The 12,366-nt window shown below is 40.0% G+C and carries 8 protein-coding genes and 2 pseudogenes; 7 read left to right on the top strand and 3 right to left on the bottom strand.

All coding sequences use genetic code 11. The annotated features are described in order from the left end of the window. Nucleotides 1-272 precede the first annotated feature (272 nt). The 4 genes and pseudogenes from hslR to JCM15074_RS16935 all read left to right on the top strand — a co-directional run bounded on the left by hslR (nt 273) and on the right by JCM15074_RS16935 (nt 4,392). Entirely contained in the window at nt 273-671 is a 399-nt protein-coding gene (hslR, locus tag JCM15074_RS16950; protein ID WP_025822706.1) for a ribosome-associated heat shock protein Hsp15, read from the top strand. Between the two features lie 14 nt (nt 672-685). Then, nucleotides 686-1,546 carry an Hsp33 family molecular chaperone HslO gene (hslO, locus tag JCM15074_RS16945; RefSeq protein ID WP_025822704.1) on the top strand — a complete coding sequence of 287 codons (861 nt, stop codon included), beginning with the start codon at nt 686-688 and terminating at the stop codon, nt 1,544-1,546. Between the two features lie 181 nt (nt 1,547-1,727). Further along, nucleotides 1,728-3,265 (top strand): annotated as a pseudogene (locus JCM15074_RS22785) (phosphoenolpyruvate carboxykinase). A 221-nt stretch (nt 3,266-3,486) separates the two neighbouring features. After that, nucleotides 3,487-4,392: a DUF4097 family beta strand repeat-containing protein gene (locus JCM15074_RS16935; RefSeq protein WP_025822702.1), complete on the top strand. Its 906-nt coding sequence runs from the start codon at nt 3,487-3,489 to the stop codon at nt 4,390-4,392. 54 nt (nt 4,393-4,446) lie between these two features. On the opposite strand, the gene JCM15074_RS22780 is transcribed toward JCM15074_RS16935, so the two are convergent. Together JCM15074_RS22780 and JCM15074_RS16925 are read right to left on the bottom strand one after the other, a co-directional pair. After that, nucleotides 4,447-4,710, bottom strand: a complete 264-nt coding sequence (locus JCM15074_RS22780) for a GIY-YIG nuclease family protein (RefSeq protein WP_051536946.1) — start codon at nt 4,708-4,710, stop codon at nt 4,447-4,449. Continuing rightward, nucleotides 4,707-6,773, bottom strand: coding sequence for a S9 family peptidase (locus tag JCM15074_RS16925; RefSeq protein ID WP_025822700.1), 2,067 nt, complete (start codon nt 6,771-6,773; stop codon nt 4,707-4,709). The genes JCM15074_RS22780 and JCM15074_RS16925 overlap by 4 nt, the downstream gene beginning before the upstream one ends. A 290-nt stretch (nt 6,774-7,063) precedes the next feature. On the opposite strand from JCM15074_RS16925, the gene JCM15074_RS23825 reads away from it, so the two are divergent. Further along, nucleotides 7,064-7,612 carry a hypothetical protein gene (locus JCM15074_RS23825; RefSeq protein WP_051536945.1) on the top strand — a complete coding sequence of 183 codons (549 nt, stop codon included), beginning with the start codon at nt 7,064-7,066 and terminating at the stop codon, nt 7,610-7,612. An 11-nt stretch (nt 7,613-7,623) separates the two neighbouring features. Next, nucleotides 7,624-10,277, top strand: a pseudogene (locus tag JCM15074_RS23820) (EAL domain-containing protein). Nucleotides 10,278-10,326: 49 nt separating this feature from the next. Here the strand turns inward: JCM15074_RS23820 and ftnA are convergent. Next, nucleotides 10,327-10,857, bottom strand: a complete 531-nt coding sequence (gene ftnA, locus JCM15074_RS16915; RefSeq protein WP_025822698.1) for a non-heme ferritin — start codon at nt 10,855-10,857, stop codon at nt 10,327-10,329. A gap of 263 nt (nt 10,858-11,120) precedes the next feature. Here ftnA and moeA point away from each other — a divergent pair, with 263 nt between their 5' ends. After that, nucleotides 11,121-12,365: a molybdopterin molybdotransferase MoeA gene (gene moeA, locus JCM15074_RS16910; protein WP_025822696.1), complete on the top strand. Its 1,245-nt coding sequence runs from the start codon at nt 11,121-11,123 to the stop codon at nt 12,363-12,365. Nucleotide 12,366: the final 1 nt, after the last annotated feature.

The following is a 12,366-nucleotide window of genomic DNA, read 5'->3' as shown; positions in this document are numbered from 1 at the left end:
TATCCATCTAACCAACACTAATTAAGATAGTCTTGTCATAATTTTTATTTACTTGCGACGGTTTATGCTACCCCAAGCGATCAATATCAACAAGTTAATAACATTCCGATTATTGGCTTAAATTCAGGCGTTATGTTAACGTACGCAACCTGAAAGTATGATTAAGCTTGCGCTATAATATTGAATTTTCTTCATATACTCAGCAGAAAATACTCAGCTTGTGAGCTTAGGTACATTTTATTTTCCTAAAATTAATTAGTTAGTGCTTACCTATGGCAAAATCTACCGATCAACCCACCCAAATCAGATTCGATAAATGGCTATGGGCAGCCCGATTTTATAAGACCCGAGCTATCGCAAAAGAGATGATTAACAGTGGTAAAGTGCACTATAACGGCCAACGTGCGAAATCAAGTAAAAACGTTGAACTAGGTGCCACCATTAAATTACGTCAGGGATATGACGAAAGAGAAGTCATCGTAGTAAAATTACTAGAGAACCGTTTTTCAGCTGCAATAGCACAAACCCTTTATGAGGAAACCGCTAGCAGTTTGCAAAAACGTGAAACTAATGCAGAAGCGAGAAGATTAAATATCTTAAACAACCCTGCTCCTGCACATAAACCGGACAAAAAACAACGTCGGCAAATCATTCGCTTTAAAGAAAGTTAATTTGTGAGAAAACCATGAGCAAAGACAATTTATATCGCTACCTATTTGACAACGCCGATGTGCGTGGCGAAATCGTACAACTAGAGCAAAGTTATCAAGCGATTCTAGAAACTCACCAATATCCAGTTGCATTACAACGTTTATTAGGTGAAATGATGGCAGCAACATCATTACTGACTGCGACGCTAAAATTTAGCGGCGATATTAGCGTGCAATTACAAGGTGATGGCCCAGTATCAGTTGCCGTAATTAATGGTACAGATCAACAAGAATTACGCGGTGTTGCTCGCTGGAATGGTGAACTAGCAGATGATGCAGACCTAGCCCAATTATTTGGTAAAGGTTATATGATCATTACGCTAACCCCTACTGTAGGCGAGCGTTATCAAGGTATTGTTGCACTAGATAAAGCGAACTTAGCATTATGTCTAGAAGAATACTTTATGCAATCAGAGCAGCTACCAACAGGTATCTATCTATTTGCTAACGGCAAACAAGCTGCTGGTATGTTATTACAGGTGCTACCAAGTGAAGATGAAAATAACGATATGTTTGATCATCTAAACCAACTGACAGCAACCATTAAAGCGGAAGAGCTATTTGAGCTTCCAGCAGAAGACGTACTATACCGCTTGTACCACCAAGAAGAAGTACGCGTATTTGAGCCAATTACCGTCAGCTTTAAATGTACTTGTTCACGTGAGCGTAGTGCGAGTGCTATCCGCACAGTCGATCAAGCAGAAGTGGAAGCAATTATTGCAGAAGATGGCCATTTAGAAATGGGTTGCGAGTATTGCAATAATAAATATATGTTTGATGCTATCGATGTTGCTGCAATTTATGCTGGCACCTTTGGCGACAGCAAACCGCAATAACGGATTGTAGGCTGATAGCCCATAAGTATAAGTTATCCCAATATAAGGGCGCATTTAGCGCCCTTTTTTATTGACACGTAGTTAACAAAGATCACACAATCGTTACAATGTTTTGTACGCCGCTTAAATCGACAATAGATCGATTATAAATACTGACTTTGATGATGTGGAGACCTTACCTATGGCACATACTGTGTTGCACAACCTCACTTCAGCCGAACTGGTTGAGCAAGCACTTATCCGTAACGAAGGCCAGCTTACGGCTAATGGTGCACTCGTCACCTGCACGGGCGAACGAACAGGTCGCTCCCCTAATGACCGCTTTATTGTCAAACAAGCTGACACTGAAAGTGAGATTGATTGGGGTAAAGTCAACAAACCCTTTGCTCAAGATAAATTCGATGCTCTTTGGCTACGAGTGAGCGATTATCTTAGCGATAAAACCACATTTATATCAGATCTCGAAGTCGGCGCAGATCCTCAATATTACCAACCTTTACAAGTCACCACTGAATACGCATGGCATCAACTCTTTGCCCGTAATTTATTTATCGAACCTGAGCAATTCAATTGTGCTGATAAACCCGTTTGGCAAATTATCAATGCCCCAGGTTTTGTATGTGAACCAGAGCGTGATGGCACGCATTCCGATGCCGTAGTCATTATTAACTTTGCAGACCGCAAAGTATTATTAGCAGGCCTTAAATATGCGGGGGAAATGAAAAAGTCGATGTTTTCAGTACAAAACTTTTTACTGCCTGCTCATGGTGTATTACCCATGCACTGCTCTGCTAATGTCGGTCATGATGGTGATACAACGCTGTTTTTCGGCTTATCTGGTACCGGAAAAACCACCCTTTCAGCCGATCCTAAACGGTTATTAATTGGCGATGATGAACATGGCTGGGCGAAAGGTGGCGTATTTAACATTGAAGGCGGCTGCTACGCTAAATGTATCGATTTAAGTCAAAAAAATGAACCTGTTATTTGGGATGCGATTCGCTTTGGTAGCGTGTTAGAGAATGTGACTTTAGACCATAAAAAAGTGCCGGTTTACAGTGATTCGTCACTCACTGAAAACAGCCGCGCCGCATATCCGTTAGAGCATATTCATGCTCGAATAAAAGAAAATCGTGGTAATGAACCCCATGCTGTCGTATTTCTTACCTGCGATGTATCGGGAGTGTTGCCGCCAGTGGCTAAGCTCACTAAAGAGCAAGCGGCTTATCATTTCTTATCCGGTTATACCGCCAAAGTTGGCTCAACAGAGATGGGCTCTGACTCGGCGATTCAATCAACCTTTTCAACCTGTTTTGGCGCTCCTTTCTTCCCGCGTCCTGCAGGCGTATATGCCGAATTATTAATGGAGCGCGTCTCGACCTTTAACAGCCAAGTTTATCTAGTGAATACTGGCTGGACTGGTGGCCCTTATGGTGTCGGTCAGCGATTTGATATTCCAACCACTCGCGCCATTGTCGATGCCATAGTAAGTGGTGAGCTTAAGGATGTCGCAACTGAACATTTAGACAGACTAAATCTAGATATTCCAGTCGCAGTGACAGGTGTTGATAGCCAGTTACTTAACCCAATCAACACTTGGAAGATAAACAAGCCTATACCGAGTATGCCAACAAATTAGCCGCCTCTTTTAATGCTAATTTTAAACAATACACCGTCAGTGATGCAATTAAGCAGGCAGGCCCTAAAGCCGACGAATAAATCGCAAACAACGACATCATAATGCCCAAGTCATTTAGACATTAATGACTTGGGCTTTTTGATTAAAAATAGAGATATTTGACTACTTATTAATCTTAAAAGAATTAACCTTGTCCCCTATAAAACCATACTCCCTTAAAATTCAACGTTATAGAAAGCTGGCCTATTCTTTGCTCTATTGTCAGTAAACAAAACAATTAATCATTCACAAGGATAGCGATATGGCCTTTACTTCATTCAAATTACATTGTCTGCTTGCTAGCGCGTTTATTATTAGCATGCCATCACAAGCCTCCGCGCTTAATACAACCGAAAAACTCAAGCTCAATAGCCATAACCTAAAGCAACTGAGCATTGAAGCTGGCGCAGGCGAACTGACGATTACAGGCCATAACAACACAGATCAAATACAGGTAAGTGCTGCTGTCTATTCTGAAAATGGTCATCAACCATTACTGTCTCTGGTACAACAAGGTGATCAACAAGCCAAGTTAGTGGCTAAATTCGAAGATTCGTTTTGGCAATTGGGCAGTAATGAGCAATACATTCACCTCAACATTACCCTACCAAGCAATATCGAACTGGATATTCATGATGGCTCTGGCGATATAAAACTACAACAGCTCCACGGTAAGATTAATATCAAAGATGGTTCGGGCAATATCGACGGCAATCAATTAGGGCAAGTGTCCATACACGATGGCTCAGGTGATATCACTTTGCACCATGCTGGTAATATTAATATTACCGATGGCTCCGGCGATATCATGCTCACCAAAGTCGCTAAAGTCAGCCTTGATGATGGCTCAGGAAAAATTAACCTTAGCGAAAGTCAGCAAAGCATTTCGATTAACGACGGCTCTGGCGCGATTATGATTAAAGATCACCAAGGCGGTATTGATATTAATGATGGTTCAGGCGATATCAACATCAGCCACACCACTGGTAACATAGACATCAACGATGGTTCTGGTGATATCAATATAAATCAAGTTATGGGTATCGCCAGCATTAATGACGGTTCAGGTGACATTAATATAAAAAATACAAAAGGCGTTAATATTCAGGCAGATGGTTCAGGTGAAACCAATATTGATAATATAGACGGTGCGGTCACGATTAATTGATGTGACTAGATTACGATATTAATCGGTCATCAAAAAGATGACCGATTAGATTGATTATTTAGTGCCGTTAATTAATGCAAGTTTTTGTTGTCTTGATAACTTTTTTATTGCGATCTCAAGCTTAGAAGCCCCACTCCGATCCGCGCACGCCATTTGATAGACCAAAGTTAAGGGACCCTTGCCGCGCAAGTACTTTGCCCCCTTTTTAGGGTCGCTTTGGTGTTCTTCAAAACGGCGAGCAACATCAGTCGTAATACCGGTATATAGATGGCCTTGACGGGTCTCAATCATATACAGAAACCAGCCTGAATCACTCATTGGTTATAACCTAATAAGCCTAGCAAGAAGCTATATTCAAGTGCCGTATCTTGATATTGCTGAAAACGACCACTCTTGCCACCATGCCCTGCTTCCATATCCGTATGCAGTAACAACACATTATCATCGGTTTTATAGTCACGTAGTTTGGCAACCCACTTAGCAGGCTCAAAATACTGCACTTGTGAATCATGTAATCCCGTGGTCACTAACAAATTAGGATAAGCTTGCTTACTCACCTGATCATAAGGTGAATAGCTGAGCATATAATCAAAATCGACTTTGTGATTAGGATTCCCCCATTCATCATACTCATTGGTCGTTAATGGGATCGTTTCATCCAACATAGTGGTCACTACGTCAACAAAAGGAACATGCGCAGCTATCGCAAAATAATCCGCGGCGGCCATATTTGCCACAGCCCCCATCAATAATCCACCGGCACTACCACCAGATGCCACCACTTTATCTTTAGCCGCATATTGGTTGACCACTAAATAACGTGTGACATCAATAAAGTCAGTAAAACTATTCTGCTTATGTTGTAATTTACCAGCATCATACCAAGGGCGACCTAACATCTCGCTGCCTCGCACATGAGCAATGGCATAGACCACACCACGATCAAGCAAACTTAAAATAGCACTATCAAACTCAGGTTCAACGGTATAACCATAGGCACCATAACCATATTGATAAAGTGGATTAGTACCATCTTGGTTAAACTTATCTTTTCGATAAACCAAACTCACAGGCACTAATGCGCCATCGCGAGCAGGTACCATCAAGCGCTCAGCCTGATAGTTTTGACTATCAAATTCACCAACCACTTGCTCTTGCTTTAATAGTTGACGCTGATTAGGTACAGATAAGTCATATTCATAAATAGATTCAGGCGTAGTTAAGCTCGAATAATAAACCCGTAATTTATGGCTATTCTGATCGACATTGACATCAAAGCCAGCGACAAACAATGCATCATCAAAGAGGAGTCGATAATGCGTTGATAAATCTTGATTATAAACATCAATCTGAGTTTGGCCTTGTTCACGGCTTTGTATCACCAAGTAATCGCGTAACCAGATAAAATCTTCAATTCTGATCTCATCTTGATAAGGTAATACCGCCTGCCAAGCTTGTTTATTGGTGGTGTTTGCTGCATCCACTTTCATTAATCTAAAGTTAGTCGCTTGCCAATTGGTTAACACCAAATAACTGTCATCTAGCTTGGCTATGCTGTATTCATGTCCCTCTTCCCTTGGGTAGAAACAACAAAATTTTGATAGCGGTTTATCTGCATCAAGCAATAACACTTCTGTCGTTGTAGTACTTTGCAAATATAAACTAATGGTTGAACGGTCTAAGCTCTTCGATAGGCTCAAATAATAGCTATCATCTTGCTCTTCATAAACCAGCACATCATCGACTTGAGATGTGCCCAATTTATGCCGAAATACCTGATAGCCAAGTAACGTCTGTGGATCTTTAGCAATATAGAACAGATGTTGGTTATCGTTAGCCCACACCACGCCGCCATCAAGTCCGCTAAGGCTATAATCAAGCAATTCATCCGTGACTAGATTTTTAAAATAGACCGTATAGATTCGGCGACTTAAAGTATCTTCAGCAAAAGCGAGATATTGTTCATCAGGACTAACACTGATCCCACCCAATGAATAAAACTCATGTGCTTCAGCCCGAGCAGGGACATCAAGTAGCAGCTGTTTTTCAGCACCTACTGCGCTAAATCGGGTAAATAATGGATACTCTTGACCAGCCTCATACACTCGTTGATACCAATGCTGTTGCCAATAATAAGGGACTGACGCTGGAGTTTGTTCTAACCGTGCGATTAACTCATTAAACAGATCCGTTTGGAACGATTGGTACGGCATGAGTTGTTGTTGGCAATAATCATTCTCTTGATTAAGGTATGCAAGCACCTTAGCATCCGCACGTTTATCATCTCGCAACCAATAGTAATTATCGCAGCGTTGCACGCCATGATGCTCAAGCATCATTGGTTTTTTTTCCGCTACAGGCGGTATACAAGTGGTGGCCATTCTCAATTATTCTCCAGCAGCAACATCCAATCTATATTAACGTGAATTTATAGCACATTAACGCCTTCTAATTAACTTAATTAACGAATCAATACCGTCTTAAAAATAATTCATTAATATACATTCAATCACATTTACGCTATTTCGTGATATAGATTAGAAAAACATAAACTAAATTTCTCTGTTCATTTTAAATATGATACTTGTTAAAAGTTAAACTGTAATACCTGTATCGACTTAATATCATAAGTATCGCTCATTAACAGTAATTTATAGGAACCACTGCAATCATGACCAAGGTATTTAATCAACTTACCTTAAGAGATAAATTACTGCTTTTTGCTATTATTCCTTTAACCAGTCTGATCATACTTGCGTCATGTCGAGTACATGAATTAATCAATGATTACCAAGCGATTGAACATGAAAAAATTACCATCAATATCGTCAAGCAAGTCACTGCAGCGATTGACGCTTCCGCGAATGAGCAGAACATAGAACAACCACGAAAAATTGCTGCTGTACCAAGCTTTGCAAGCCTATCGATACAACAAAACCGAACTTATAAAGCGACATCAACACTGATTAATAGTCAGTTTGTGCAGCAGTTACTAGCATCGGGTACGATCACCCACTCGCAAAAGATAGACATTGAAAATCGATTAGCGCAAATTAAAGTGTTAAACGATAAACTTATCCATATTAAAGTTTCAGCTAACAATCATGATGCGATACATACGATATACCAATCATTGTATGAAGAGCTATTTATCTTACTCAATCAATTAAAAACCCAATTAAGATATATACGCCAAGCTAGGCATATAATGACTTATTAAATTTAATAAATATGCAACACCTAGCGGTAAAAGAAAGGTATTTAGTTTCCCATTTATTAGGTGAAAAGAATTTCATTTACCGTGATTATTTAAATATTGAAAATCTAATCTTTGAACAACAACAAACCCTATATTATGCCTATATTGTAGCGAATCCTAAACGTAAAGAGTTAATTCAACAGTTATATAATAGTAAAGAACAAAAAAAACTAATCGAATTTAGACAGTTAATGCAACGCCAAGCCGATATTGTTGAACAAGCACAGCGCATTGGTAACAGTCTGGGGTATGGCGGCTTAATGCATGACTATAAAAATTTCTTATTAACAGGTTTACCTAGTTATGCCGAAGACTTTGCGCGTCACCCTTCAAAAGTAAATGTGCAATTAGCCCAACTACAAAACCAAAAACTAAGCCCTAAACAACAACAAGCAACCTCTGAGATTGAGCAAAAGATTGCTGAATATCAGCAACAAATGTTGGCCTTAAAAAAGTTAAAAGAAGAAAACCTACCGATCCATGAAATTAATCAGCGAACAAAGATTGATGAGCAGGCCTTAACTAAAGCACTGCATTATTTACAAAACCCACCATTATTAATTGAGCCATTACAATGGCAACAAGTGACATCAGCAAGACTGAATCATATACAACAAATCACTGCCAGTATCAGTGATTATATGTACCGATTAGCCAATAAACAGCAGAGCTATGTCTTGTTTTCACTATTGAGCTATCTCATTATTGGCAGTTCAATTTTAATTGTTTCATTACTGATTTTGCGCACAATCATTAAAAATTTAATGAATAAAATCAATCTGATAGTTGATGAAATGAGCCGTATGGCTCAAGATCCTAAATTGGATTTAATACTCAATATTGACGGTAAAGATGAGCTCAATCAAATGGTTGAGTCATTTAACCATATGGTCATTGAACGCCAAAAGGCCAGCCACTATTTACGCCAAGCCGCTGCTGTTTTCAAATATGCATCAGAAGGCATTATTGTCACTGATGCCAACAATAATATTGAACTGATTAATCCAGCTTTTACCGACATCACTGGTTATAGCATTGAAGAGATCCGCGGCAAAAACCCATCGATATTGCAATCTAAACGGCACAGCCAAGCATTCTACGAAGATTTTTGGCGCTCATTAAACAGTACGGGGAAATGGGAAGGAGAAATCTGGAATACTCGCAAAAATGGTCAGGTTTACCCTGAATATTTAGCGATTACATTGGTACGAAATGACCAAGGCGAAGTGATTCAACACTTAGGCATGTTCCTCGATATTTCTAATCGTAAACAATATGAACAAAATATTTGGTTTCAGGCCCATTTTGACACTTTAACTGAACTGCCTAATCGTAAATTGTTTAATGATCGCCTTAACAGCGAGCTGACATTGGCTAAAAAGCATCAACGTAAACTCGCCATTATTCTCATTGACCTGGATCGTTTTAAAAATATCAATGATACCCTAGGCCATCACTTTGGTGATGAGTTACTAAAACAGGTGGCGTTAAGACTTAATAATGCCCTTGAAAAACGGCCATTTGTAGCACGCTTTAGTGGTGATGAATTTGCTATTTTAATCACTGATTATGATCATGACATAGAAATTGACCATAATATCAAACAGCTAATGGACAGTTTTGCGTTATCATTCAAACTAGATAATGAAGACATTATTATCTCAGCGAGTATGGGGGTCGCGCTTTATCCTCAAGATGGTCTTGATCATAAATCAATTACCAGTAACGCTGAAACCGCCATGTATCAAGCCAAAGAAATGGGCCGAAATAGCTACAAATACTTTACTGCAGGCATGAACAGTAATTTATTAGAGCGAATGACCATTGAACAAAAGCTACGTAAAGCGGTTATGCAATCTGAGTTCTGTTTACACTATCAACCCATTGTCGATATGAGTAATGGCCATATTATTGGCCTAGAAGCTCTGATCCGCTGGATAGATCCAGTTGTCGGTATCATTCCACCCGATACATTTATCACCATTGCCGAAGAGACTGGCATGATTGAAACAATTGGCGCATGGTACTCAACCAAGCGGTTGCTGATTTAGCAAAACTTAATCAACTAGGTTTCAAACTGAGCGTTGCCATCAACGTTTCAACCCGTCAATGCATCAATAATCAAACCTATCGATTTGAGCAGCTGTTAGCAGCCACCATCAAAAAGTACCAAGTTGCTGCAACAGATATTCATATTGAAATAACTGAAAGCATGTTGATGACGGACGATGATATTAATATGAGAACCCTTACCGCTATCAGATCACTGGGGTGCCAAATCTATATGGATGACTTTGGCACGGGTTATTCATCCTTGAGTTACCTCAAGCGCTTCCCGATTAACGTGATTAAAATTGATCGCAGCTTTATTGAGAATTCCACCAATAGCCATGCAGATAAGAATTTAATTGCAGCCATTGTCAGTATGGGTAAAAGCCTTGAAATGAAACTCGTTGCGGAGGGTATTGAAACCATTGAACAATGGCAATATCTACAGCAGTTAGGTTGTAATTTTGCCCAAGGTTACTTGCTATCCAAACCACTGCCCTTCGACACATTGGTTGATTTGCTTAACCAAACCCAACAACAATCATTGTTGCTACATACTGACGTTGCTATGGCTTAGATGACTAAAAAGCAGCTAAACAGCTGCTTTTTTTCATAGAGCACTAAGGTTATGCACCCACTTGGCTTTGCATGACGCTTTCTGCACCATGAGTTGCCAATAGATCAAGGTCTTTATCAATAAAGAACAGTGCCTTACCGTCTTCACCCACTAAGCGGATTTTATCAACGATTGATTTGAATAACTTCTCTTCTTCATGCTGCTCGGCAACATACCATTGTAAAAAGTTAAAGGTTGAGTAATCCTGAGTCGTGAATGCAGTATGAGCTAATGCATTAATTTTGCTGGTAATTAACTGTTCATGCTCATAGGTGTATTCAAATAACGCAAGTAAAGAAGTGAATTCAGTCTGCGGTGCTGCAATAGTACCAAGAATTGGCATACCACCAGTTTCGCTAACATAAGTGAATAAACGGCGCATATGCTCCATCTCTTCATCAGCATGGGCACGCATAAATTTTGCAGCGCCCTCAAAGCCCTTATCTTCACACCATGCACTCATTTGCAAATATAGGTTTGAAGAGAAAAATTCCATATTAATTTGATCGTTTAAATTATCTATCATCGCTTGCGCTAACATATTACTTTCCTTATCAAAAAAACTCGCTTTATTGTTATGAAGCTAATGCATAAAAGCAACCAAAAATTCCCCTTGTGGGTGCTTTTTTAATGAAATAATTATCATTAACTTTTCCATTTAAAAACAATCACCTACATTTAAAACATCAACAATAGCTGTAAGCGACTAATAAATATAGTTTGAAACTTAGTCTCTGATCATAGCCATCAAAAAAAGCCGTGGCATAATAGGCGCAATATTTTGTTTTCTGCTAAGGAATTACCATGCATTCAGCAGCCGATCCATGCGCTCAGCCTCAATTAATGCACCCAGATCAAGCTATTCCAACCTTACTTGCACAAGTTAATGTGATTGAGGGTACTGAAGTTGTACAGTTATCACATGCATTAAATCGAGTCTTAGCAGAAGATCTTGCTTCATGTATTGATCTACCTCCTTTCAATAACTCTGCAATGGATGGTTACGCATTTAACCTTGCAGACTTAGCCGAAGATAAACCATTACGCCTTATTGGTCAGAGCTTTGCGGGTCATCCTTATCATGGTGAGTGTTCTGCAAATACTTGCATCCGTATTATGACTGGCGCACCATTACCGCAAGGTTATGACACAGTGCAAATGCAAGAAAAAGTGCGTGTTGATGGCGACGATATCTATATTGAAGCACCACAGCAAGTTGGTGAAAATGTGCGTAAACGCGGCGAAGAGCTAACTTCTGGCGCAAAAGTGCTCAGTAAAGGAACGCAAATTGGCGCGGCCGAAATGGGCGTGCTAGCAACGATTGGTGCGAGTCAATTCTTAGTCTATCGCCAATTGAAAGTTGCATTTTTCTCAACAGGTGATGAATTGCGTCCCGTCGGCAGCGAGCTTGCCCAAGGGCAAATTTATGACTCTAATCGCTACAGCATTCAGGGCTTAGTCAGTAAAGCAAACGTTGAATGGATTGATATGGGCGTGATTGCTGACGATCCAGAAGCTATTCGTCAAGCCTTTAGAAATGCTGCAGCTAAAGCTGATATGGTAATTACTTCAGGTGGCGTATCCGTTGGAGATGCTGATTATACTAAACAAATTCTAGAAGAAGAGGGTCAAATCAACTTCTGGAAATTGGCGATAAAACCAGGTAAGCCATTTGCAATGGGCCATATTGGTAAAGCCGTTTTTTGTGGTCTACCCGGTAACCCAGTGTCATCAATGGTGACCTTCTACAAATTAGTGCTACCGCTGATCCAAAAAATGCAAGGATTACCAGTAACCCAACCGCTATTAGTCACAGCAACGTTAACTGACAGTATTCGCAAACATCCGGGCCGTGTTGAATATCAACGGGGTGTATTAAGCCGCGATCAACAAGGCCAATTGCATGTCGCCACAACTGGCAGCCAAGGCTCAGGCATGTTGACCTCAATGAGTGTTGCTAACTGTTTTATTATTTTAGAACAGATGCAAGGTAATACTGATGCAGGCACCATGGTTACTGTTGAGCCTTTCAACTCAGTACTGTGCTAAT

The sequence above is a fragment of the Shewanella marina JCM 15074 genome, from assembly GCF_000614975.1.
Taxonomy (GTDB): domain Bacteria; phylum Pseudomonadota; class Gammaproteobacteria; order Enterobacterales; family Shewanellaceae; genus Shewanella; species Shewanella marina.
This window is presented reverse-complemented; position numbering and strand designations above follow the sequence as displayed.

Excerpts from the sequence above, each read along its gene's own strand:
- hslR (WP_025822706.1), top strand. The coding sequence starts at position 273 with ATGGCAAAATCTACCGATCAACCCACCCAAATCAGATTCGATAAATGG.
- hslO (WP_025822704.1), top strand. The coding sequence starts at position 686 with ATGAGCAAAGACAATTTATATCGCTACCTATTTGACAACGCCGATGTG.
- JCM15074_RS16935 (WP_025822702.1), top strand. The coding sequence starts at position 3,487 with ATGGCCTTTACTTCATTCAAATTACATTGTCTGCTTGCTAGCGCGTTT.
- JCM15074_RS22780 (WP_051536946.1), bottom strand. The coding sequence starts at position 4,710 with ATGAGTGATTCAGGCTGGTTTCTGTATATGATTGAGACCCGTCAAGGC.
- JCM15074_RS16925 (WP_025822700.1), bottom strand. The coding sequence starts at position 6,773 with ATGGCCACCACTTGTATACCGCCTGTAGCGGAAAAAAAACCAATGATG.
- JCM15074_RS23825 (WP_051536945.1), top strand. The coding sequence starts at position 7,064 with ATGACCAAGGTATTTAATCAACTTACCTTAAGAGATAAATTACTGCTT.
- ftnA (WP_025822698.1), bottom strand. The coding sequence starts at position 10,857 with ATGTTAGCGCAAGCGATGATAGATAATTTAAACGATCAAATTAATATG.
- moeA (WP_025822696.1), top strand. The coding sequence starts at position 11,121 with ATGCATTCAGCAGCCGATCCATGCGCTCAGCCTCAATTAATGCACCCA.